This is a genomic window from Streptomyces sp. NPDC056738 (assembly GCF_042790435.1).
Lineage (GTDB): Bacteria > Actinomycetota > Actinomycetes > Streptomycetales > Streptomycetaceae > Streptomyces.
The window spans coordinates 507,062-529,707 of the sequence record NZ_JBHTZF010000006.1; the positions used below are offsets into that span (position 1 = coordinate 507,062).

Here is a 22,646-nt window from a genome sequence, read left to right on the forward strand (position 1 = left end):
CATAACAGGAGCCCGGCCGGACTGCCGGTATGCTCCATACACGTGACCACCGCGCCTGCTAAGCCCCGTATCCCCAACGTCCTCGCCGGACGCTACGCCTCCGCCGAGCTCGCCACGCTCTGGTCCCCCGAGCAGAAGGTCAAGCTGGAGCGTCAGCTCTGGCTCGCCGTGCTGCAGGCCCAGAAGGACCTCGGGATCGAGGTGCCGGACGCCGCCGTCGCCGATTACGAGCGCGTCCTCGACCAGGTCGACCTCGCCTCCATCGCCGAGCGCGAGAAGATCACCCGGCATGACGTGAAGGCACGGATCGAGGAGTTCAACGACCTCGCCGGCCACGAGCACGTGCACAAGGGCATGACGTCCCGCGACCTCACCGAGAACGTCGAGCAGCTTCAGATCCGGCTCTCGCTGGAGCTGATGCGCGACCGTACGGTGGCGGTCCTCGCCCGGCTGGCCAAGCTCGCCGGCGAGTACGCCGAGCTGGTCATGGCCGGCCGCTCGCACAACGTGGCCGCGCAGGCCACCACCCTCGGCAAGCGCTTCGCGACCGCCGCGGACGAGATGCTCGTCGCCTACGGCCGCCTCGAGGAACTCCTCGGCCGCTACCCGCTGCGCGGCATCAAGGGCCCGGTCGGCACGGCCCAGGACATGCTCGACCTGCTGGGCGGCGACGCGGCCAAGCTCGCCGACCTGGAGCAGCGGATCGCCGGGCACCTCGGCTTCTCGCAGGCCTTCACCTCCGTCGGCCAGGTCTACCCGCGCTCGCTCGACTACGACGTCGTGACTGCGCTGGTCCAGCTCGCGGCCGCCCCGTCCTCGACCGCCAAGACGATCCGTCTGATGGCCGGGCACGAGCTGGTCACCGAGGGTTTCAAGCCCGGCCAGGTCGGCTCCTCCGCGATGCCGCACAAGATGAACACCCGCTCCTGCGAGCGTGTCAACGGCCTGATGGTCATCCTGCGCGGCTACGCGTCGATGACCGGCGAGCTGGCCGGCGACCAGTGGAACGAGGGCGACGTGTCGTGCTCGGTGGTGCGCCGGGTCGCCCTGCCGGACGCGTTCTTCGCCCTCGACGGTCTGCTGGAGACGTTCCTGACCGTCCTCGACGAGTTCGGCGCCTTCCCCGCCGTCGTCGCCCGTGAGCTCGACCGCTACCTGCCGTTCCTCGCGACGACCAAGGTCCTCATGGGCGCGGTGCGCGCCGGTGTCGGCCGCGAGGTCGCCCACGAGGCGATCAAGGAGAACGCCGTCGCCTCCGCCCTGGCCATGCGTGAGCAGGGCGCCGACCGCAACGAGCTGCTCGACAAGCTCGCCGCCGACGAGCGGATCCCGCTGGACCGCGCGCAGCTCGACGAGCTGATGGCCGACAAGCTGTCCTTCACGGGAGCCGCGGCCGACCAGGTGGCCGTCGTCGTGGGCCGTGTCGAGGAGATCGTGAAGCAGCACCCGGAGGCCGCGGGCTACACGCCCGGCGCGATCCTCTGACCCACCTCGCACCAGCGGACCGGAAGGCCGCCCGCGACCGGCTCACGCCGTCGTCGCGGGCGGCCTTCCGCCGTTCCCGGCGGCGCCGACCGTGCCCCGGCGGCACGGAGCCCGTACCCCCAAGCGGCCCGCGGCCGCACCGGCCGCGGTGTGCGGACGGGCTGACGGCGGGCGGCGGGCAGCGGGCAGCGGGCGGCGGGCGGCGGGCGGCGGTGCCGAAGGCGGTACGCGGTCCGCGCCAAGCGCACGTCAACAGCCCCGCGACGGCGGCGCGCAGCCCGTGCCGGCCGCGGTTCACAGCCGGGCGAAGGCGGCGGGCAGCGGTGCCGAAGGCGGTACGCGGTCCGCGCCAAGCGCACGTCAACAGCCCCGCGACGGCGGCGCGCAGCCCGAGCCGACCGCGGTTGACAGCCGGGCGAAGACGGTGGGCGGCATGGACCGAAGTCCGGACGCAGCGGCCGCGCCGCACGGCGTGTGCGGTCAGGGCGAAATGGGTCGCGGGTGGAGATCCGTCTCGGCAGAATCCGGGGTATGGAGCGTCTGGCGGAAATCGCGAGCCGGCTGGCCGAGGTGGACGGTGTCGTCGGTGTGTGTCTGGGAGGCAGCCGGGCCACCGGTTCGCACGGTCCCGACTCCGACTTCGATCTCGGCCTCTATTACCGGCCCCCGCTGGACACCCCGGCCCTGCGGCTGCTCGCGGCCGAGCTGACCGGTGGCCCGGTGGAGGTGACCGAGCCGGGCGGCTGGGGGCCCTGGGTGGACGGTGGCGGCTGGCTGACCGTCGACGGTCACCGCGTCGACTGGATCTACCGCGACCTGGACCGGGTGCACCGCGTCTGGCGGGACTGCCTCGCCGGGCGGTTCGAGATCGGGATGCAGCCCGGACATCCCCTGGGCGTGTACTCGCATTCCTACGCCGGTGAGGTGGCCGTCGGCCAGGTCCTCGCCGATCCCGGCGGTGAGCTCCGGGATCTGCGGGAGCTGACACGCCACTACCCCGAACCACTGCGCGAGGCGCTCATGGACAACGCGCGCTGGGAGGCGCCGTTCATCCTGGCCGCCGCCCGCAAGGGGGCCGCTCGCGGTGATGTCTTCTACGTCTCCGGCTGCCTCTTCCGCGCGGTCGGACTTCTGGCGCAGGCCCTCCACGCCCATGCCCGACGCTGGGTGCTCAACGAGAAGGGGGCGGTCCTCGCCGCGGGAGAACTCGCCGTCGCCCCGGCGGACTTCGCCGGGCGGGCTCACGGGCTGTTCGCCGCGCTCGGCACCACCCCGGAGACGCTGACCGCCGCGCTCGACGACGCCGACCGGCTCGTCGCCGACGTGCTCACTCGCCTCGACCGCTGATCAGGCCCCAAGGGTCCCGCGTCACGGCGGGTCGATCTCCGTGATCACCGCGAGCAGTCTGAACTCCTGGTCCTCGCCGAGGCGGGAGATGCCGAGGGCGACCCAGCGGCCCACCTCTTCGGCCCGCCACACCTGCGCGTTCCTCATGTGCGCGCCCAGGGAGGCCCAGGGCTCCGGTATTCGCTCGTCGCCCTGTTGGGCGCGCAGGAACACGCCGTCGAGACTCATCCAGTCCGGCTTCCCCCACCGGTCGGCGAGCCGCTGCGCGAGGGCTTCCCGCAGGGCCTCGAACTGCTCGGCCTCCTCCTGTTCCCCCTGCCCGCCTCCTGTGGAACCTCCGCTCCGCTCCAACTCGACGACATGGAACCCGGGTCCCCCCGGACCGCCGTACGACCCGGCGACCGACCCGCCGTGCCCCGTGGGAAAGTCCTCGGCGCACAGCCGGTCGATCGTGGCGAGTTGCTGCGCGATGGTCATGACGTCCAGTAAAGCCGCCACCACTGACAATTGGTGAGGCGTCAGGAAGCCAGTGCGCTCAGGCGTCCCGGCGCCGGACGCACCACGCGCCCGCGCCCAGGGCCGCCGCCGTCCACAGCGCCGTCACCGCGAGCCCGCTCCAGGGTCCGAGCGCGCCGTCCCACGACGCGTGCAGGACCGTCTGACCGGCCTTGTCCGGCAGGAAGTCCGCCACGCCCCCCGACGCCGACCCGACGACGAAGGACACGATGAGGAGGAACGGGATCAGGATGCCCAGGGTGGCGACCCCGCTGCGCAGGACGGCCGCCAGTCCCGCCGCGAACAGGGCCATCAAGGACAGGTAGACCGCGCAGCCCACCACGCCCCTCAGCTCCGCCGTCCAGGTCAGGGTGTCCGCCCGGGATCCGAGCACCGATGTCCCGACCACCAGGCTGAGCACGCCGGTGACCAGGCCGATCCCCAGAGCCGGCACACCGATCGCCACCGTCTTCGCCAGGAACCAGCGCCCCCGGTCGGGAACCGCGGCCAGCGACACACGGAGCGCGCCGCTCTGGTACTCGGCCGAGACCGCCTGGGCTCCGAAGGTGATGGCCGCGATCTGGCCGAAACTGACCCCGAAGAACGCCGAGAACAGCGGGTCGAAATCCGGGTTGTCGGAGTCGTCGAGGCCGGCGAGCGCGGAGAACGCGACCGTGGCCACGAGGACGGTCGCCAGTCCCCACAGGAGCGCACGGAGCGTCCGGATCTTGATCCATTCCGCGCGGAGTGCGGGTGCGAAGGACATGGTCAGGCCTCCTGGGGTTGGGTCGGGGCGGCGGCGAACTCGGTCTCGGTGGCTGTCAGGTCCAGATAGGCCTGCTCCAACGTGCCCTCCTCCGCGGCGAGTTCGAGAATGGAGAGGCCAGCGGCGGAGGTGAGGCGCCCGATGTCCTCCAGCCGCGCGTCGTACGCGGTCCAGCGGCCCTCCTCGCCCTCGACGGCCTCGATGCCGTGCTCCGCGAACAGGCCCCCCAGCGCGCGGCTGTCCGTGCTGCGCACCCGGACGCGGGGCTGCACGCGCGCGTCGATGAACTCGCGCATCGGCGTGTCGGCCAGCAGCCTGCCGCGGCCGAGGACGACGAGCTGGTCGGCGAACGAGGCGGTCTCGTTCATGAGGTGGCTGGAGACGAGGACGGTGCGCCCCTCCCGGGCCAGCCGGCGCAGCAGCTCGCGGATCCAGATGATCCCCTCGGGGTCCAGCCCGTTGGAGGGTTCGTCCAGGAGCACCACGGGCGGGTCGCCCAGCAGGGCGGCCGCGATGCCCAGGCGCTGACGCATGCCCAGGGAGTACGTCTTCACCCGGCGCCGGGCCACCGCGGCGAGCCCCGTCTCATCCAGCACCTCGTCGACCCGGCGTTGGGGGATCCGGTTGGTGGCGGCCAGCGCCAGCAGGTGGTTCCGGGCGGTCCGCGATCCGTGGGCGGCTCCCGCGTCGAGCAGGGCGCCCACCTTGCGGAGCGGTTCGTCGAGCGTGGCGTACGCGCGGCCGCCGATGGTGGCGGTGCCGGAGGTGGGCCGGTCCAGGCCCAGCACGAGCCGCATGGTGGTGGACTTCCCGGCGCCGTTGGGGCCGAGGAATCCGGTGACGCGGCCCGGGAGGACGCTGAAGGTCAGGTGGTCCACGGCGCGCCTGCCGCCGTACTCCTTGGTCAGGTCTTGGACGTCGATGCTGGTCATGGGCCCAGCCTGGCCGCCGTGGGCCGCCGCCCGCCTCCCCCGCGGGTGGAGATCGTCTCCCCCGCCCGGGGGAGGTCCGTTGTCGGTGCCCGCTGGCAGGATGGCGCGATGGCCCGATTTCTGCGTCCGCTGCTGTGGGGGACGACGTACACGCGGTTGCTGCACCTGTGGGTGCCGATGCTGTTCGTCAGCGTGTGGCTCTTCATCGACATGTCGAGGCCATGGGTGCCCGCGCTGATGCTCATTCCGCTGGGGCTGATCCCGGCCGTGCGGCGGGGCGAGGGGGTGCAGGCGCGGTTCATGCTGGCGCCGGGCGAGCGAAGCGGTGAGGACACGGCGTTCTCGGTGGCCCCCTCGGCCGGCCTGCGGGACCGGTGGCGGACCGTGCTCTGGCTGGAGGCGCGCCTGCTGCTGAGTGTGGCGACCTCGGTGGTCACCGTGTGGCTGCCCATGTTCGCCGTCGACCTCACCCGGGCGGCCCTCGGCTACTGGCCGTCGGGCGACCCCGTGATCCGGCTCCTGGACCCGCACTGGAGCTGCGCGCTGCTCATTCCCCTGCCCCTGCTCGCCCTGTACGGCGGGGTGGTCGGCCTGGGCGAGCTGACCACGGCGCTGGCCCGGCGGCTCCTCGGCCCCTCCCCCACCGAGCGCCTCGCCGCGCTGGAGGAACGCACCGAACAACTGCTGGAGCGCAACCGCATAGCCCGGGAGCTGCACGACTCCATCGGGCACGCTCTCACCGTCGCGGTGGTGCAGGCGGGCGCCGCGCGCGCGGCCGGCGACCCGGACTTCACCGAGCGTGCGCTGACCGCCATCGAGGAGACCGGGAGAGCGGCTCTGGAGGACCTGGAGCGGGTGCTCGGAGTGCTGCGCGAGGCGGAACGCCCGGTGAGCGGCCGCCCGACGCTGACCGACGCCGACCGGCTGCTGGAGTCGGCGCGCACGTCGGGGGCCGAGGTGGACGCCGAGGTGTCGGGCCCTCTGGAGACGGTGGCCGGTCCTGTGTCCAGGGAGGGCTACCGCATCCTCCAGGAGTCGCTCACCAATGTGCTCCGGCACGCCGGAAGTGTTCCGGTGCGGGTGCGGATCGACGTCAGGGACGGCGCGCTCTCCCTGGAGGTCCGCAATCCGCTGCCGGACGGCAGAGTGGTGGCCGGGCGGGGCAGCGGTCTGCGCGGCATACGGGAGCGGGCCGCGCTGCTCGGCGGCAGCGCCCGGACGGGCCCGCACGAGGGTGACTGGCAGGTCCATGCAGAGTTGCCGTTGCACTGATCTACGCTGGCCGGATGCCGGTCACCGTTCTGCTCGTCGACGACGAACCCCTCGTCCGCGCGGGACTGCGCGCCGTCCTGGAGGCGCAGCCCGACATCGAGGTCGTCGGCGAGGCCGCCGACGGGGCCGCGGTAATCCCGCTGGTCCGGCAGTTGCGGCCGGACGTGGTCGCCATGGATGTCCGGATGCCTCTGATGGACGGCATCGAGGCCACCCGCGCGCTGCTGCGGACGGTCGCCGACCCGCCCAAGATCCTCGTGGTGACGACCTTCGAGAACGACGAGTACGTCTACGAGGCGCTGCGCGCGGGAGCGGACGGCTTCCTGCTGAAGCGGGCGCGGCCGGCCGAGATCGTGCACGCGGTGCGCCTGGTGGCCGAGGGCGAGTCCCTGCTGTTCCCCGCCTCCGTGCGGCAGTTGGCGGCCGACTACGGCGAGGGCGGGGCCAGTCCGGCGGCGCGGGCGGTCATGGAACGGGCCGCGCTGACCGAGCGCGAGGCGGACGTGCTGCGGCTGATGGCCCGGGGGATGTCCAACGCCGAGATCGCCGCGCGGCTGGTCGTCGGCACGGAGACGGTCAAGTCGCACGTCAGCTCCGTACTGGCGAAGCTGGGGGCCCGGGACCGTACTCAGGCGGTCATCGCGGCCTACGAATCGGGGTTCGTGGCGCCGGGCTGACCGCGCCCCGCGGAGCGAAAGGGTCCCCGGCTCTCGCCGGGGTCCCCCGCGACGAGTACGATCCGGCCAACACGCGTACAAGCTGGGAGGACGGACGTTGGGGCGGTTGACCGGCGGGGATCCGTCTCTGCTGCGACGGATCAATTCCGCGGTGGTCCTGCACGCCTTGCGTGCCACGGACTGCGCGACCCTCACCGAGATCACCCGGGTGACCGGACTGTCACGGCCGACGGTCGAAGGCGTCGTCGAGGGGCTGATCGAGAACGGGCTCGTCGTCGAGAAGGCGGCCGAGGAGGGTGCCACGCGGCGCCAGGGGCGTCCGGCGCGCAGGTTCCGGTTCCGGGCCGAGGCGGGGCACCTGCTGGGCCTGGAGATCGGCCCGCACCGCGTCGCGGCCCTGCTCGCGGACCTGGACGGGCGCGTGATGGGCGCGATGGCCAAGGACGTGGACGAGAGGGCGTCCGCCGACGAGCGGCTGGAACGGCTGCGGATGGCGGTCGCCGAGCTGCTGCGCAGGGCGGGAGTCGCCCGCAGCTCGCTGCGCGCGGTGGGCGTGGGCAGTCCCGGGATCGTCGAGGCGGACGGCACCGTGCGCCTGGGCACGGCGCTGCCCGAATGGACGGGCCTGCCACTGGGCGAGCGGCTGAGCCGCTCCTTCAAGTGCCCGGTGCTCGTGGAGAACGACGCCAACGCGGCGGCGGTCGCGGAGCACTGGAAGGGCGCGGCGACCGAGTCGGACGACGTCGTGTTCGTCCTGGCAGGACTGAGCCCGGGCGCCGGAGCGTTGATCGGCGGGCGGCTGCACCGGGGGTTCGGCGGCGCGGCCGGTGAGATCGGCGCGCTGCATCTGCTGGGCCGTGACGTCACGCCCGAGACGCTGCTCTCGACGACGGACGAGCCGTTGCATCCGCTCGACGAGCCGGCCGTCGCCAAGGTGTTCGCGCTGGCCAAGGACGGCGACCAGCGGGCGCGCGCGGCGGTCGAGCGCTTCATCCAGCGCCTGGTGCACGACGTGGCGGCCCTGGTCCTCGCCCTGGACCCGGAGCTGGTCGTCATCGGTGGCTGGGCGGCCGGTCTGGACGGCGTGCTGGAGCCGCTGCGCAGGGAGTTGGCGCGCTATTGTCTGCGTCCGCCCAAGGTCGCCCTCTCCATGCTGGGAGAGGCTGCGGTGGCGACGGGTGCGCTGCGGCTGGCCCTCGACCATGTCGAGGAGCAGTTGTTCGCGGTGGAGGGAACCGTGACCGCGCGCCGCTGAGGCGCGAGCGACGCGGCGGTCCGGACCGGACGACGGCTCAGGAGGCGCGGCGCTCCGGGTCGTGGTGGATCTCCACCCCGCCCGAATCACCGAACGTGAGCCGGCAGGTGTCGGCGCGGTACGTGGCCACCGACACCGCCACGGTGCGCCCCTCGGTGAAGAAGCGGGTCGTGACGACGAGGACGGGCGCCCCGGGAAGACGGTCGAGCTCCTTGGCGTCGTCCGCGCGGGCCGAGCCCAGCTCGACGGCACGGTCCTGGCCCTCGAGGTCCAGGCGCTGGAGCTCGCGCAGCACGGCACGCGCGCGTGCGGCGCCCGAGGGCGCGTCGATCGCCGACAGGTCCGGCACCGAGGACGCCGGGATGTACAGGAGCTCGGCGGCGACGGGCTGGCCGTGCGTCACCAGGGAACGGCGCACGGTGTGGACCTGCTCGCCGTCCGCGCTCTCCAGGATGCCGGCCACCGGCGCGGGGGGCGCCGCCACCGTGCAGTCCGCGGCGTGCCAGGCGTCACCGGCCGCCCCCGGCCACACGTGCTGTTCGGTTCCGACGGCCACACCCACGCGCGGGGGCGCGACGGTGGTGCCCACGCCGCGGCGGCGCTGCAGCCGGCCTTCCAGTTCGAGCTGTTCGAGTGCCTGCCGCAGGGTCGCCCGGGCGACACCGAAGCGGGCCGCCAGATCACGTTCGTTGGGCAGGATCTCGCCCACGGTGAACTCGGAGTCCAGTGCCTCGCTGAGCACGGTCCTGAGGTGCCAGTACTTCGGTTCCGGCACCGATTCCAACTGCGTGGTCCCCACCCTGTCCTCCGCAATCGCCGTGGCCCGGCGGCGTTTTAACGCCCTTGTTTATTAAAGGTTCCTGCACTATCCGCGACGATAGGGCCGCCCCCACCCTTGGTCAAGACCAATCCTCGAACCCTTACGGATTGCACAGGCGCCCCGCCGCGGAGCGTTCACGGGGTGTTCTCGCCGGGCGACGTCCGTGACACAACGCCGAAAGCCCCCGTACAAAGTCGGGGGCTTCCGCTGTCCTGTGACGCCTCGGCGGGAGGCGTTCTCCGGTGGCTAACCGGCCGGGATCGACACCAGCTTCTCCGGGTTGCGCACGATGTAGACGCACTGGACCCGCCCGTCGGCGACGTCCAGTTGGATGACGCTGTCGGGTTCGCCCCCGGACAGCGCGAGCACCGCGAGGCCGCCGTTGACCTCGAGGAAGCGCAACGACAGGCCGTACGCGCCCTTCTTGGTGACGCCGATGACGAACCGGCCGACCTTCTCGGCGCCGTCGAGGACGCGCAGGGGTGCCTGGGTGAGGCCGCCGCTGTCGCCGATGAGCCGCGCCTCGGGTGCCAGCAGGGACATGAGCCCCTCCAGATCGCCCTCGGCCGCCGCGGCGAGGAACCGCTCGGTGAGGTCCCGGCGTTCGGCCGGGTCCACCTCGTAACGTGGCCGCCGTTCCTCCACGTGCTTGCGCGCCCGCCCGGCGAGTTGACGTACCGCCGCCTCGCCCCGCTCCAGTACGACCGCGATGTCGGCGTACGGATAGCCGAACGCCTCGCGCAGGACGAACACCGCGCGTTCCAACGGGGACAGGGACTCCAGGACGACGAGGACGGCGAGGGAGACGGAGTCCGCGAGGACGGCGCGCTCGACGCTGTCCGGCACCGTCTCGCCGAAGTCCGTGACGTACGGCTCCGGGAGCCACGGTCCGACGTAGGTCTCGCGACGCGACTGGACCTGGCGCAGCCGGTCGATGGCGAGCCGGGTCGTGACACGGACCAGGTACCCGCGCGGCTCGCGCACGTCCGACCGGTCCTCGGCCGACCAGCGCAGCCACGTCTCCTGGACGACGTCCTCCGCGTCGGCCACGCGCGCAAGCATGCGGTACGCCACACCCATGAGCACGGGGCGGTGTTCCTCGAATACGTCGGTCACCGTGTCGGTCGTCACCGCCCCATCCCACCCGACACATTCCCGGGTGTCCAGGCGAAACAGCCGGGCGAAAGGGCCGCCCCGGAGCACAATGGCCGCGGACCGCCGGTGACCGGCGGTCCCGACAACGGGAGGAACGACGATGCGGTACGGGGTACTGGGCACGGGCGACGTGGGGCGCACCCTCGCCGGCAAACTGGTCGAACTGGGCCACGAGGTCTGCCTGGGTTCGCGCACGAAGGACAACGCGGCGGCGGCCGAGTGGGCCGACGGCGCGGGCCCCACGGCCCATCACGGCACCTTCGCCGACGCGGCGGCGTTCGGCGAGGTGGTCGTGAACGCGGTGGGCGGCCGGGTCGCGCTCGCCGTGCTGCGGTCGGCCGGTGCGGAAAACCTGGACGGCAAGGTGGTGTTGGACGTCTCCAATCCCCTGGCCTTCGAGGACGGCGAACTGCGGCTGTCTCCCGTGGAGTCGGACAGCGTGGGCGAGCAGATCCAGCGGGAGTTCCCGGGGGCCCGTGTGGTGAAGAGCCTCAACACGGTCAACTGCCAGGTGATGGTGGACCCTTCCAAGGTGCCGGGCGAGCACCAGATCTTCGTCTCGGGTGACGACGAGGGCGCCAAGGAGCAAGTGACGTCACTGCTGGGCGAGTTCGGCTGGCCCGCGCGGCGCGTGTTCGACCTCGGCGGCATCAGCACCGCGCGGACCGTGGAGATGTACGTGCCGCTGTGGGTCAAGCTCATGCAGAGCATCGGGCACGCGGACTTCAACATCGAGGTGCGCGGGGCGCGCTAGCCGCGGGCCTGGAGGAGCCGCGGGCACGGGCGCGTGAGAGGTGGGTACGGGCATCCGGTCGGCGCCGGGTGCCCGTGCCGGGCCCCGCACCGCCGTCCGCGCCGTGTGGTGCCGGGCGTGAGATGCCTGGCCCGGACGCTCGGCCTCGGATGCCTGGCCTCGAACGCCGGGCCTCGGATGGCCAGCCCCCCGGCGCCGGGTTCGTGCCGGCTCGGGGGCTACCCGTCGGTAGCAGTTGCTGACAAGCTGTCTACGAGATGGTTCGTCACGGCATCAGATGAGGAGCACCCGCATGTCCGACACGGTCACCGTCAGCCTCCCCACACCGCGCGGCCCGAAGGCGGTCACCGTGTCCTACGCGCGCGAGGGCACCGGCGAGCCGCTGCTCCTGCTCCACGGCATCGGCCACCACCGCCAGGCCTGGGACCCGGTCATCCCCATCCTCGCCGCCGAACGCGACGTCATCGCCGTCGACCTCCCGGGCTTCGGCGCGTCCCCGGCGCTGCCCGACGGGCTCCCCCACGACCTGTCGACGGTGGTGCCCGTACTCGGCGCGCTGTGCGAGGCGCTGGAGATCGAGCGGCCGCACGTCGCCGGAAACTCGCTCGGCGGGCTGCTGGCGCTGGAACTGGGCCGCGAGAAGCTCGTACGGTCCGTCACCGCGCTCTCGCCCGCGGGCTTCTGGTCGCCGGTGGAGCGGCGGTACGCCTTCGGCCTGCTGATCGCCATGCGCCAGACGGCCCGCCGCATGCCCCTGCCGGTCATCGAGCGGCTCTCCCGCTCCGCGGCCGGGCGGACCGTCCTGACCAGCACCATCTACGCCCGGCCCGCCCGCCGTTCACCCGAAGCGGTCGTCGCCGAGACCCTCGCCCTGGCCCACGCGGAGGGATTCGCCGAGACGCTCCGGGCGGGTACGAACGTCCAGTTCACGGACGACATCCCGACGCTCCCCGTCACCGTGGCCTGGGGAACCCGCGACCGGCTGCTGATCCGCCGCCAGGGCGTCCGGGCCAAGCAGATCATTCCGCGGGCGCGGCTGGTGCGGCTGCCCGGCTGCGGCCACGTCCCGATGAACGACGACCCGGCGCTCGTCGCCCGCGTCATCCTCGACGGAAGCCGCTGAGCGGTCCGGGACGGCGGAGTTCGCGCTGTCCCGGGACACGGTCCTCGGGCGGCCCCTTCCGGCGGCCCGGCGACCACGCCCGAGGACGACGCCCAAGGCGCCCGACCCGAGGGCGACTCCGGCGCCGACGAGGGCACTGCCCGCGGCCTGCGCGATCCCGTAGGCGCCGGTGCCCACGAGCGGCGCGGTGCAGGCCGCCGAGACCGGGACGAGGCCGGAGAAGAGCGTGGCGCGCTCCGCTCCGATGCGCTGCACGCCCATGTACCAGCAGACGAAGCCGACGACCGTGACGACCGCCGCCTGCCACAGCAGCGCGGTCGCCTCGGTGGCGTCCGGCACCCGCAGCCACGCTCCACGGTCGGCGATCACGCCGACCAGCGCGGACTCGGCCGCGGCGACGGCGCACACGGTGGCCGACAGCAGCCGCGGCCCCAGCGGACGCAGTACCGGTACGGCCAGCACGGCGAAGCCGGCTTCCCCGGCCAGGGCGCCCACGGAGCAGGCGATCCCGGCCGCGTCCGTGCGGCCCCATCCCTGAACGGCGAAGGCGCCGAGGGCGACGAGCAGCGCCCCGTACAGGACGCGGCGTCGTGGGCGGCGGCCCTCCTGAAGCGGTACGAGCACCGCGACGACGACGGGGGCGCAGCCGACGAAGACGCCGGGCACCGCCGGTTCGGCCGTGCGCTCTGCGGCGAGCACGGCGAGGTTGAAACCGACCATGCCGACGGCCGCGACGAGCGCGAGTCGCCCCCACTGGCGGAACGTGAGCCGCCGCAGCGGGGCGGCCGCGCCCCGGCCGACGAGGGGCAGCAGAAGGACACAGGCGAGGCCGTAGCGCAGGAACTGGCCGCCCGCGTACGGATAGTGGCCCAGGACGCTGTTGGCGGTGAAGGAACCTCCGACGAGGACACAGGCGAGGGCGGCGAGCAGCGCGCCCCGGGTGGTGGTGGCGTTCATGACTACGACGCTATGAACGGGCGTGGCCCGGATTAAGGTCCACTTCCATGACGTCATCGGGGACCAATCGCGGCGAGCCGCCGCGTCCCGCTCCGACAGCACCGACCGCGGCTCCGGCGGAACCGCAGGGCTCGCCAGGATCGACAGGCCGGGCAGAACCGGCGGCCTCCTCGTGGACGGCGGCCTGGGAGCTGCTCCTGCCGGCCGCGTCGGCGCCGGCACGCGCGCGTGGACGCACGCTCCAGGCCGCGCTGCGCGAGGCGGTCCGCTCCGGACGGCTCGCTCCCGGCACCCGGCTGCCGTCGAGCCGCGAGCTGGCCGGGGACCTCGGCGTGTCGCGGGGGCTCGTCACGGAGGCGTACGAGCAGTTGACGGCGGAAGGCTATCTCCGCAGTGACCGCGGGTCGGGTACCTGGGTCGGCGGTGCGGTGCGGGCCGTCGGTCCACGCGCGCGTGACGGTGCCCCGCGGGCGGCCGGGGTGCGGGCCGACTTCGTCGCGGGAAGCCCCGACCTGTCCCTCTTCCCGCGCTCCGCCTGGGCCGCCGCGCACCGCGGGGTGCTGGCCGAACTCCCCCACCAGGCACTGGGCTACCCGGACCCGCGCGGCCTGCCGCGCCTCAGGACGGCCCTGGCCGAACTCCTCGTGCGCCGCCGGGGGGTGGTCGCGGACCCGGAGCGCGTCATCGTGGTCTCCGGCGTCGCCCAGGCGATGACACTGCTCGGTTTCGCGCTGCACGCGCGCGGGACACCTCGCGTGGGCGTCGAGCGTCCCGGCAGCCCGGAACTCGGCTCCCTGTTCGCCTCGGCAGGCGTCGGCACCGTACCGCTGCCGCTCGACGACGAGGGTCTCGCGCTCGCCCCGCTCGTAGCGTCCGGTGTACGGGCCCTGGTGACGACGCCCGCCCACCAGTTCCCGACGGGCATCGCGTACTCGGCCCGGCGTCGCGGCGAACTCCTCGACTGGGCCCGGTCCGTGGACGGCCTGGTCATCGAGGACGACTACGACGGCGACTTCCGTTACGACCGTGCGCCGGTGGGTGCCCTCCAGGGACTGGACCCCGAGCGTGTCGCGTACACCGGCTCGGTCAGCAAATCGCTCGCTCCGGGACTTCGGCTCGGCTGGCTCCTGGTCCCGGCGTCCCACTTCGAGGAGGCCGTCGAGCGCAAACGCACCATGGACCTCGGCAACCCGGTCCTCGACCAGGCGCTCCTGGCCCGTTTCGTCGAACGCGGCGACTACGACCGGCACCTGCGCCGCTGCCAGCGTGCGTACCGGGAGCGGCGTGACGTCCTGGTCGCGGCCCTGGAGGAGCACTTTCCGGGTACGGAGGTCTCCGGAATCGCGGCCGGTCTGCACGTCGTGGCCGCACTGCCCGCCCGCCATGGACCGCGGGACAGCTTCCTGGAACGCACCGCGGCGGCGGGGGTCGTGGTCCGGCCGACGGCCCACTACGGATCGACGGCCGCGGACGGCGTACGGCTCGTGCTCGGGTACGCCCATCTGCCGCCCGCACGCATACGGGACGGCGTGCGGCTGATGGCGGAGGCCGTACGGGGCCGGTCGGCCGGTTCGGCTCTTTAGACGGGTTCCCCGGACGGCTCCGTGAGGCGGCTCCGCGGGGGCTCCCCCGGCGTCGGGTCGATTCCCCGTGTCCCAGGGCCGGTTGTTCACCCGTGGTTTGCGTGCGCGCTGCGGCGCACCAGTAGTTGTGGCTCTGCACACTGGCCGAATCCGTACCCGGAGGCGTATCCATGTCGCACCGTCCGTTCCCCTCGTTCCCCGGTCGCCGCAGCGTGCTGCGCGGCTCGCTGGCCGCGTCGGCGGCACTGGCCCTGCCCACCACGCTCGGCTCGGCGCCGGCGTTCGCCCTGTCCGGCCGGCCGAAGGCGGGCTGGGGCGTCCAGACCGGCGACGTGACCACCGACTCCGGCCTGGTGTGGGTGCGCTCCGACCGGCCCGCGCGGATGATCGTCGAGACCTCGGCGACCGCGTCGTTCCGCGACGCGCGCCGATGGCACGGTCCGCTGCTCGGCGCGGACACGGACTTCACGGGGACCACCCGGCTGCGCGGGCTGCCGTCCGGTGAACAGATCCACTACCGCGTCCTGCTCGCCGACCCGGACGACCCCCGGCGCACCGGCGAGCCGGTGGGCGGAACGTTCCGTACGGCTCCGCACGGGCGGCGCGGCGGTGTGCGCTTCCTCTGGTCGGGCGACCTGGCGGGGCAGGGCTGGGGCATCAACCCGGACATCGGCGGCTACCGCATCTTCGACGCGATGGCCCGGCTCGACCCCGACTTCTTCCTGTGCAGCGGCGACAACATCTACGCGGACGGTCCGCTGGCCGCCACGGCCGCGCTCCCCGACGGCGGCACCTGGCGGAACATCACGACCGAGGAGAAGTCCAAGGTCGCCGAGTCGCTGGCGGAGTTCCGCGGCAATTTCCGCTACAACCTGCTCGACGAGAACCTCAAGCGGTTCAACGCCCAGGTGCCCACCGTGATCCAGTGGGACGACCACGAGGTGCGGAACAACTGGTACCCGGGTGAGGTGATCGCCACCACGGACACGCGCTACACGGAGAAGAGCGTCGACGTCCTGGCGGCGCGGGCCCGGCGCGCGTTCGCCGAGTACTTCCCCGTGTCGACCCTGCGGCCGGGCGACCGGGACGGTCGCGTGCACCGGGTCGTGCGGCACGGTCCGCTCCTGGACGTGTTCGTCCTCGACATGCGCACCTACCGCAACGCCAACTCCCCCGACGACCAGACGACGGATCCGCAGGGCATCCTCGGTGCCGCGCAGTTGGAGTGGCTGAAGCGCGAGCTGTCGCGTTCGCGGGCCGTGTGGAAGGTGATCGCCGCGGACATGCCGCTCGGCCTGGTCGTTCCGGACACGACCGAGGGACGGCCGAACATCGAGGCCGTGGCCCAGGGCGACCCGGGCGCGCCGCTGGGTCGCGAGCTCCAACTCGCCGAACTGCTGCGGTTCATCAAGCACCGGCGGATCACGGGCACCGTGTGGCTCACCGCCGACGTGCACCACACGTCGGCCCAGCACTACCAGCCGTCGCGGGCCGCGTTCACCGACTTCGAGCCGTTCTGGGAGTTCGTCTCCGGCCCGCTGAACGCCGGTGCCTTCCCGGCGAGCGCACTGGACGGCACCTTCGGTCCGGAGCGGGTGTTCGTGAAGGCGCCCGTCGCCTCGAACGTGTCACCCGCGGGCGGCTACCAGTTCTTCGGCGAGGTGGACATCGACGGCGACAGCGGCGAGCTGACGGTACGCCTGCGCGAACAGGACGGGACCGTGCTGTTCACGCAGGTGCTCCAGCCGGGACGCGTGGGCCAGTAGCGACGCCGGTCCGCCGTGCCCCGCACACGGGTCCCACCTCGGCCCCGGGCACGGCGGGCCCGTCCCGGCCCGAGCACGGCGGGCCCGTCCCGGCCGCCCGGCACGTCGGAACCACCGCGTGGCTCGCTCTCCCGTCGGTCGGGACGGCAAGTCATCGCAGGTCAGAGGCGATTGTCAGTGGTCGCCTCTACGGTTTTTCCATGACGCGATCTTTGCAGGCCGTGGCCTACACCCGACCTTCCGCTCTGGAGTCCGTGCCCGGCGGGCGGCGGCTGGGGCTCGAGACCTCGCGGGGTTCGACGCCCACGGGGATCGAGGACCATCCGCGGTTCTTCGCGGGCTTCCTGACGTCGCCTCAGGTGGCCGCCGCGGGACTGCTGGCGGTGGCCGACGTCGCCGCGGCGCGTTACGACCGGCCACAACCGCGGGCGTCCCTGGACCCGGTGGTCACGGGCAACGGTGACCGTCTCCGGTTCGAGTCCTTCTCCGGCTGCGGTGGGGTGTACGCGCGCCTGGACGTACTGACACCGGGCCTGGACGGCGACGAGATCGGGCACGGGACGACGAACGTCGACGTCAACAACCCGCTGCGCGAGGCCCTCTCCCGCATCGGCACGGACGATCCGCTGCATCTTCGGGTCGGCCCCGACGAGATGGCCGTGACCACGCTGGACGGGCCCGTGGTGGAGAAGAAGGTGCCGCTGCCCGACCGCTGGCTGCGGGGATTCGCCGAGGCCCAGGTGACCGCGGCCGGGTTCGACCTGCGGGCCGAGCTGCCCGCCGCCGAGGCCGTCCGGTTCCTGCGCTCGCTCCCGCGCGGCACGGTGCGCGGCAGGTCGGGCGGCCCCCAGTGGGTGGTGCCCGCGGGCCGGGGACTGCGTCCGACCACACGGCCGGTTCCGGGAGCCGTCTGTCTGCCCGGACCGGACCGGCTGATCACCCTCCAGAGGGTGTTGCGCCACGCGACGGCACTGCGCGTGTACGGCCCGCCGGTCACCGGCGACGCCGCCCTGGCCGGCGCCTGGGAAGCCGTCCTCCCCGGAATGCGGCTGACCCTCACGCTCTCGCCGGACGCGTCCCGTGGCTTCTCCGGAGAGGGCGGGGTGCTGGACGCACTCGCCACCGACGAGGCGGCCGAGGACGCCGAGCTGATCGCGGTGCTGCTGGCGTGGGAGCCCCGCGTCGACGTGGGTGACCTGGCCTCCGCCTCCGGCCTGCCGGCCGAGCGCGTGAGAGCCGCCCTGGTCCGGCTGGGCACGTCGGGCCGCGTGGGCTACGACACCGCGGAAGCCGCCTACTTCCACCGCGAACTGCCCTACGACGCGGGGCGGGCCGAGCGGCACAACCCGCGCCTGCGGTCGGCCCACGCACTCGTCGCCGGAGGCGCGGTCGCCCTGGACGGGGCCATCGGCACGGTAACGGCGGACGACGGACATGTGCACCGGGTCCGCGACGACGCGGGGACGTTGAGCTGTTCCTGCCTGTGGTGGGCGAAGTACCGCGGCGGACGCGGACCGTGCAAACACGCTCTAGCGGTCCGGATGGTGCGGCGGGGCGCCCGGGTCGAGTACGGGGCCGGCCCCGGTGCCGACCCTGGTGCCGGGCGCGGGGAGCCCCTGGTCGCGGGGCGACACGAGTCATTCCAGGAAGTTCCGTTCGACGGGGGCGAGGGACGATGAACGACGAAGCACTGCTGACGGCGGTACGGGCGGGGCGGACGGTCGAGGCCGCCGGGCTCTTGGACGGCATGACCGATGCCGAACGCCGGTCCTGTCTGCCCGCGTTGAAGGCGCTGCGCAAGGAGTTGCGGTCCGCGCCGTGGAACGCGGCGTCCCGGGTGGCCCATCCCGCGCTGCACGCGGCGGGCGCCGCGTGTCACACGGGCGCCGCCGGTGCGGCGACCTGGATCGCGGGTGTCGACATGCGCTGGTCACAGGCCTCCCCCGGTGTCCTGCTCCATGTCCTGGGCGACCGCGAGTCCGACTGGCTCGCCGATCTGACGCACCGGCTCGCGGCCCGCCCAACGACCTCCCGGGTGCCGTTCGCCCTGCTGTCGGGCCTGGTGGGGCTGTCCGGCTGCGCGGTTCCGACGACCGACTCCTACGTCCAGGGCTGGCTGGAGCACATCGGCGCGTCGTGGCACAGCGGCGACACCGTGGCGCAGCGGCTGCGCAAGGAGCCGCATCTGTCCGTGCTGATCACCGCGCTCTTCGAGTCGCTGGAGGTCACGAGCCGGATCGCCTGGCTGTTCGGCGACGGGCCGGGAAGCTGGTACAACGCCCTCGCGGAGCTGGCCGAGGAAGGCACCCTGGACCGCGAGGTCCTGCTGGACGCCTGCGTGGCACGGCTCCTGCGCGGTGGCGCCCCGGCCGACCAGCGGGTGTTCCTGCGTCTGCTGTTGTCCCTGGCTCCGACTCGGGACGAGGAACGCGAGCGCACCGCCGACTGGACCGCGCTCGCCTGCCAGGCCGTGCCGGCCGTCGCCTGGCACGCGCAGTCGGTGCTCGCCTCCCTCGCGCTGGACGGCGAGTTGACGCACCGGCAGCTCGCCGAGATGTCCTCGGGCGTCGTCTTCCGGACGGAGAAGAAGCTGGTGCGCGCCCAGCTCATCCTGCTGGGGAAGGTCCTCAAGGGGGATCCGTCCGCCGCGGACGTACTGCTGCCCGCGGTGGCGGAAGCCTTCGGGCACGAGGACACCGAGGTGCAGGAGCGTGCGCTGAAGCTGGTGGAGCGCCATGTCGGCGCCCTTCCCGACGCGGCCGACGCGCGGGCTCGGCTCGAAGACCTCAGCGCCGACTTGAGCCCGGGGCTCCGGCTGCGGGCCCAGCGGGCCCTCGGTGTCGAGGCGCCGGGCTCCGCTTCGACGGTCCAGGAGGACGTACTGCCGCCCGTTCCGGAGCGGGCGCGGCTGGCGCCGGCACCGGAGTCGGTGGCCGAACTGGCGGAGGAGGTCAGCGCGATCCTGGCCTCGGGTGGCGGAGTCGCCGCGTTCGAGCGGGCTCTGGACGGCCTGGTCCGCCATGCCCACCGAGACCCGGACGCGCTGGTGGAGGCCCTCGGCCCCGTGGTCGCGCGCTGCTGGTGGAAGGACCGCGATCCGAGCTACCCGGTCGTGGACCGGAGCTTCCGTGAGTCGGCGCATGGCCTCGAAGTGGTCCTGGCGGCCCTGTTCAAGGGGGTCGGCATGGATACGCTCCACGCGGCGGTGCAGCAGGGGCCGACGGGTGGGAACTGCCGGCACAGCGCGCTCTCCCGCGCCCTCGACGCGCGGTTGTGGGAGGCGGCCCACCGTCTGCGCACCGAGCCGATGCCGTTCCTGCTGGCCACTCCCACCTGGGACAGCGGGCTGCTGGAGCCGGACGAACTCGTGGAACGCCTCACCGAGTACCGACGGCTCGACGCCCGGCCGGGCACGGCCGACTTCGCTCAGGCGCTTCTGCGCGTGCGGCGTGACGACGCCGCGACGACGGCGGCGGCCGCGGCGCGGGCCCGCGCGCTCGGCAGTCCGGAGGGGTACCGGCTGGCCCAGTGGCTCACCTCGGAAGGACCGCTGCTCCCGACCGTCCGCCGACGGACCTCGGGCGCCCGCGTCCTGCTGGAACTGGGCGAACTCGAAGAGATTCAGGGCCTGTTCCCCAGGGAGTTCCGGCTGCTGGGCCGCCCCCTCACGGCGTTCAAGGACCACTGGTACTGCCGGCACTGGGGCGCCACGGATCAGCAGCACTGGCCAGCCGTCGTACCGGGACGCCGGGAACTGGTGGCGGCGCGTCTCCTGAGCGACTTCGGCGCGGCCGCGATGGAGGACGGCCGCGTGGACACCGCGTCGCTGCCACTGCTCGCCGAGGCCGACGGCACGGCGGGCGAGGCACTGCACCTGTGCCTCGCGTACGGACTCGGGGCCCGGCGTCCCGAGGAGCGGCTCGCCGCGGTGGACGCCCTGCTGATCCTCGCCGCCCGGGGACAGCTCGACGCCGGGCGGCTCGGCGCGGACCTCGGAGAACTGGTGCGCAGGGGTGCGCTGAAGAAGTCCCGGCTGGCCGAGTCGATACGCACGGCGGCGGCCACGGGTGCGTACGCCACGGTCTGGTCGGTGCTGGACGGTCTGCTGCCGGTCCTGCTGGCCGACCTCACCGCCGACGGGGCGGGCGGCGGCGCGGTGCGAGGGCTCGGTGAGCTGCTGGCCGTCGCCGCCGACTGCGCCGAGCGGTCCGGGGCGCGCGGTGATCTCGCGCATCTCGCCGACACCGCCGGCCGGCAGGGCTCGTCCAAGGTCGTGGCCCAGGCCCGACGGCTGCGGACCGCGCTGACTCGGGAGGAGGTCGTCCCGGTCGCCTGAGACGCCGGGCCGTCGCTGGAGACGGGAAGCCGTTCACCGGACACGGAAGGCCCTCGCCCGAGGGCCGGCCGTCGTCCGAGGGCCGGCCGGCGTCCGGCGGCTCTGACCAGGTGGGCGGGCAGGTCCCGTGTTCGAGGCAAAAGACCCGTAAAAAGAACTGCAAAACGGGCAGAACGACACTTAACCGATCAGTCACAAGCCGTTCGTGATCACGCAACACCATTCCTTCACAGTGGCTGTATGACTCCAGACATGTCTGATGTGACGCGTGCGAAGCATGGACGACCCGTTCACCACTGGCGACGGGACGTCGTCGAACTCGCCGCCCTGTTCACGGCCGTGGCGGTCGCGGACGGTGTGGCCAACCTGGTCGGGCACGGGCCCGACGGTCCCGCGCTGTTGGTGATCTCGGCGGTGTTCCTGGTCGCCACGGCCGGATTCCACACATGGTGGGCACGCCGCCACGGTCACGCGCCCCCGACGGGCGATACCGGCGCCCGGCCGCCCTCCGACGGGCGAACGGGCGCGCTTTCCGGGGCGGATGCCACACCCTCCACGCCGCTGCCGGCCGTGGAGGCGACCGTGCTGCTGCGGATGCGGACGACGGTCCAGGACGCGCCGGGTTCTCTCGCGGCCCTCTGCACGGCGCTCGCGGAGCACCAGGTCGACATCCTGAGCCTCCAGACGCACCCGCTGGCCGACGGAACGGTCGACGAGTTCCTGCTGCGCGCGCCCGCCGAGCTGGCCACCTCGGAGATCACCCGCGGCGTGGCGCAGGCCGGCGGCAGCTCGACCTGGATCGAGCGGGCCGATGCCCACGACCTGGTGGACGCGCCGACCCGGGTACTCGGCCTGGCCACCCGTACGGCCCTCGACGCCTCCGAACTCCCCCTCGCGCTGCGGCAGTTGCTCGGCCGGTGCACGATCCGTTCACTGCCCGCCACCTCTCCCGTCTCCGGCCGGGCGACCCAGGGAGCTCCCGTGGAGGGGGCGCTGGAGGACACGGTGATGCGGCTGCGCGCGCCGGAGGGCGGAGTGATCACGGTGGAGCGGCCGTATCTGCCGTTCACGCCGACGGAGTTCGCCCGGGCGCGGGCGCTGGTGGAACTGGACGCGCGGCTCGGCCCGCGTGTTCCGCGGGGACAGGACATGCTGACGCTGCCCGAGGGCAACGCGATCACCGTGCAGCGCGCGGACGTCTCCGACCTGGAGGCCGCCAAGGCGATGCACGAGCGCTGCTCGCCGCGCACGCTGAGCATGCGGTACCACGGTCCCGTCGGCGACGCGGACCGGTACCTCAACCACCTGCTGAGCCCCAGTTTCGGGCGCACCCTCGCCGTGCGGACGGCGTCCGGCAGGATCGTCGGGCTCGGACATCTGCTCTGGGACGGCGACGAGACGGAGGTCGCGCTGCTCGTCGAGGACGACTGGCAGCGGCGCGGGATCGGCGTCGAACTGCTCGGCCGCCTGGTGGCGATGGCGGTCGAGGCCGGCTGCGAGAGCGTGTACGCCGTCACGCAGGCGTCGAACACCGGCATGGTCGCCGCCATGCGCGGCCTCGGCCTCCCGCTCGACTACCAGATCGAGGAGGGCACCCTGGTCATCACCGCCCGCCTGGACCCGCAGCCGGTGACGTCGCCGTACGGCGGACACCACGGTCACGGCCACGCCCCGTACGGAACGGCGAAGGAGACGGGCCCGGCAACAGGGAAGCGCCGCGGTTAGCCGGAACACTCCCGCTGCCCGCCGCCGCCACGAATCCCCTGCAGCCGGGATCCGGCGTGAGGGGCCGTCCACCGGACCGGCGCCACGCGCTCGGCGCCACCAGCCGTCCGGGGACCAGGGAGCGCCCCGGCACCTGATGGTGCCGGGGCGCGCCCACCCCCCCGTCCCCCCGGCTCATTCCCCCGCGCGGGACCCCCC

The 22,646-nt window shown here is 73.2% G+C and carries 17 protein-coding genes and 1 pseudogene; 12 read left to right on the forward strand and 6 right to left on the reverse strand.

The window, feature by feature from the left end; translation table 11 throughout:
• Window positions 1-42 precede the first annotated feature (42 nt).
• On the forward strand, window positions 43-1,485 hold the full coding sequence (gene purB / locus ACFRIC_RS19285) for an adenylosuccinate lyase (RefSeq protein WP_382787183.1): 1,443 nt from the start codon (window positions 43-45) through the stop codon (window positions 1,483-1,485).
• A 531-nt stretch (window positions 1,486-2,016) separates the two neighbouring features.
• The gene (locus tag ACFRIC_RS19290) at window positions 2,017-2,832 is read left to right on the forward strand and encodes a nucleotidyltransferase domain-containing protein (protein WP_382787185.1); all 816 of its coding nucleotides are present in this window, start codon (window positions 2,017-2,019) and stop codon (window positions 2,830-2,832) included.
• Window positions 2,833-2,853: 21 nt separating this feature from the next.
• Here the strand turns inward: ACFRIC_RS19290 and ACFRIC_RS19295 are convergent, their stop codons facing one another.
• From ACFRIC_RS19295 to ACFRIC_RS19305, 3 genes are read right to left on the reverse strand one after another with little or no spacing between them, the layout of a single operon-like run.
• Window positions 2,854-3,309 carry a hypothetical protein gene (locus ACFRIC_RS19295; RefSeq protein WP_382787187.1) on the reverse strand — a complete coding sequence of 152 codons (456 nt, stop codon included), beginning with the start codon at window positions 3,307-3,309 and terminating at the stop codon, window positions 2,854-2,856.
• Between the two features lie 58 nt (window positions 3,310-3,367).
• Window positions 3,368-4,093, reverse strand: a complete 726-nt coding sequence (locus ACFRIC_RS19300; protein WP_382787189.1) for an ABC transporter permease subunit — start codon at window positions 4,091-4,093, stop codon at window positions 3,368-3,370.
• Window positions 4,094-4,095: 2 nt separating this feature from the next.
• On the reverse strand, window positions 4,096-5,025 hold the full coding sequence (locus ACFRIC_RS19305) for an ATP-binding cassette domain-containing protein (RefSeq protein ID WP_382787192.1): 930 nt from the start codon (window positions 5,023-5,025) through the stop codon (window positions 4,096-4,098).
• Between the two features lie 108 nt (window positions 5,026-5,133).
• Here ACFRIC_RS19305 and ACFRIC_RS19310 point away from each other — a divergent pair, with 108 nt between their 5' ends.
• The 3 genes from ACFRIC_RS19310 to ACFRIC_RS19320 all read left to right on the forward strand — a co-directional run bounded on the left by ACFRIC_RS19310 (window position 5,134) and on the right by ACFRIC_RS19320 (window position 8,229).
• Window positions 5,134-6,297, forward strand: a complete 1,164-nt coding sequence (locus ACFRIC_RS19310; protein ID WP_382787194.1) for a sensor histidine kinase — start codon at window positions 5,134-5,136, stop codon at window positions 6,295-6,297.
• A gap of 14 nt (window positions 6,298-6,311) precedes the next feature.
• Window positions 6,312-6,974, forward strand: a complete 663-nt coding sequence (locus tag ACFRIC_RS19315) for a response regulator (protein WP_382787196.1) — start codon at window positions 6,312-6,314, stop codon at window positions 6,972-6,974.
• Between the two features lie 97 nt (window positions 6,975-7,071).
• Window positions 7,072-8,229, forward strand: coding sequence for an ROK family transcriptional regulator (locus tag ACFRIC_RS19320; protein ID WP_382787198.1), 1,158 nt, complete (start codon window positions 7,072-7,074; stop codon window positions 8,227-8,229).
• A gap of 37 nt (window positions 8,230-8,266) precedes the next feature.
• On the opposite strand, the gene ACFRIC_RS19325 is transcribed toward ACFRIC_RS19320, so the two are convergent.
• Together ACFRIC_RS19325 and ACFRIC_RS19330 are read right to left on the reverse strand one after the other, a co-directional pair.
• Window positions 8,267-9,028 carry a GntR family transcriptional regulator gene (locus ACFRIC_RS19325; RefSeq protein ID WP_382787200.1) on the reverse strand — a complete coding sequence of 254 codons (762 nt, stop codon included), beginning with the start codon at window positions 9,026-9,028 and terminating at the stop codon, window positions 8,267-8,269.
• Window positions 9,029-9,295: 267 nt separating this feature from the next.
• Window positions 9,296-10,180 (reverse strand): RNA polymerase sigma-70 factor, encoded by an 885-nt coding sequence (locus tag ACFRIC_RS19330; RefSeq protein ID WP_382787202.1) that lies wholly within the window; start codon window positions 10,178-10,180, stop codon window positions 9,296-9,298.
• Window positions 10,181-10,304: 124 nt separating this feature from the next.
• Between ACFRIC_RS19330 and ACFRIC_RS19335 the strand changes: the two genes are divergently transcribed.
• Both ACFRIC_RS19335 and ACFRIC_RS19340 read left to right on the forward strand, forming a co-directional pair.
• A complete protein-coding gene (locus tag ACFRIC_RS19335; RefSeq protein WP_382787204.1) occupies window positions 10,305-10,958 on the forward strand; it encodes an NADPH-dependent F420 reductase in 654 nt (217 codons plus the stop codon).
• 292 nt (window positions 10,959-11,250) lie between these two features.
• A complete protein-coding gene (locus tag ACFRIC_RS19340; protein ID WP_382787206.1) occupies window positions 11,251-12,081 on the forward strand; it encodes an alpha/beta fold hydrolase in 831 nt (276 codons plus the stop codon).
• Window positions 12,082-12,249: 168 nt separating this feature from the next.
• Here the strand turns inward: ACFRIC_RS19340 and ACFRIC_RS19345 are convergent.
• Window positions 12,250-13,095 (reverse strand): annotated as a pseudogene (locus tag ACFRIC_RS19345) (DMT family transporter); the annotation flags it as partial.
• Here ACFRIC_RS19345 and ACFRIC_RS19350 point away from each other — a divergent pair.
• The 5 genes from ACFRIC_RS19350 (at window position 13,086) to ACFRIC_RS19370 (ending at window position 22,448) form a co-directional block, all read left to right on the forward strand.
• The gene (locus tag ACFRIC_RS19350; protein WP_382787208.1) at window positions 13,086-14,621 is read left to right on the forward strand and encodes a PLP-dependent aminotransferase family protein; all 1,536 of its coding nucleotides are present in this window, start codon (window positions 13,086-13,088) and stop codon (window positions 14,619-14,621) included. The pseudogene ACFRIC_RS19345 and the gene ACFRIC_RS19350 overlap by 10 nt on opposite strands.
• Before the next feature lie 170 nt (window positions 14,622-14,791).
• Window positions 14,792-16,387 carry an alkaline phosphatase D family protein gene (locus ACFRIC_RS19355; RefSeq protein WP_382787210.1) on the forward strand — a complete coding sequence of 532 codons (1,596 nt, stop codon included), beginning with the start codon at window positions 14,792-14,794 and terminating at the stop codon, window positions 16,385-16,387.
• A gap of 200 nt (window positions 16,388-16,587) precedes the next feature.
• Window positions 16,588-18,066 carry an SWIM zinc finger family protein gene (locus tag ACFRIC_RS19360; RefSeq protein WP_382787212.1) on the forward strand — a complete coding sequence of 493 codons (1,479 nt, stop codon included), beginning with the start codon at window positions 16,588-16,590 and terminating at the stop codon, window positions 18,064-18,066.
• On the forward strand, window positions 18,063-20,723 hold the full coding sequence (locus tag ACFRIC_RS19365) for a DUF6493 family protein (RefSeq protein ID WP_382787214.1): 2,661 nt from the start codon (window positions 18,063-18,065) through the stop codon (window positions 20,721-20,723). The genes ACFRIC_RS19360 and ACFRIC_RS19365 overlap by 4 nt, the downstream gene beginning before the upstream one ends.
• Before the next feature lie 252 nt (window positions 20,724-20,975).
• Window positions 20,976-22,448, forward strand: a complete 1,473-nt coding sequence (locus ACFRIC_RS19370; protein WP_382787216.1) for a GNAT family N-acetyltransferase — start codon at window positions 20,976-20,978, stop codon at window positions 22,446-22,448.
• Window positions 22,449-22,646: the final 198 nt, after the last annotated feature.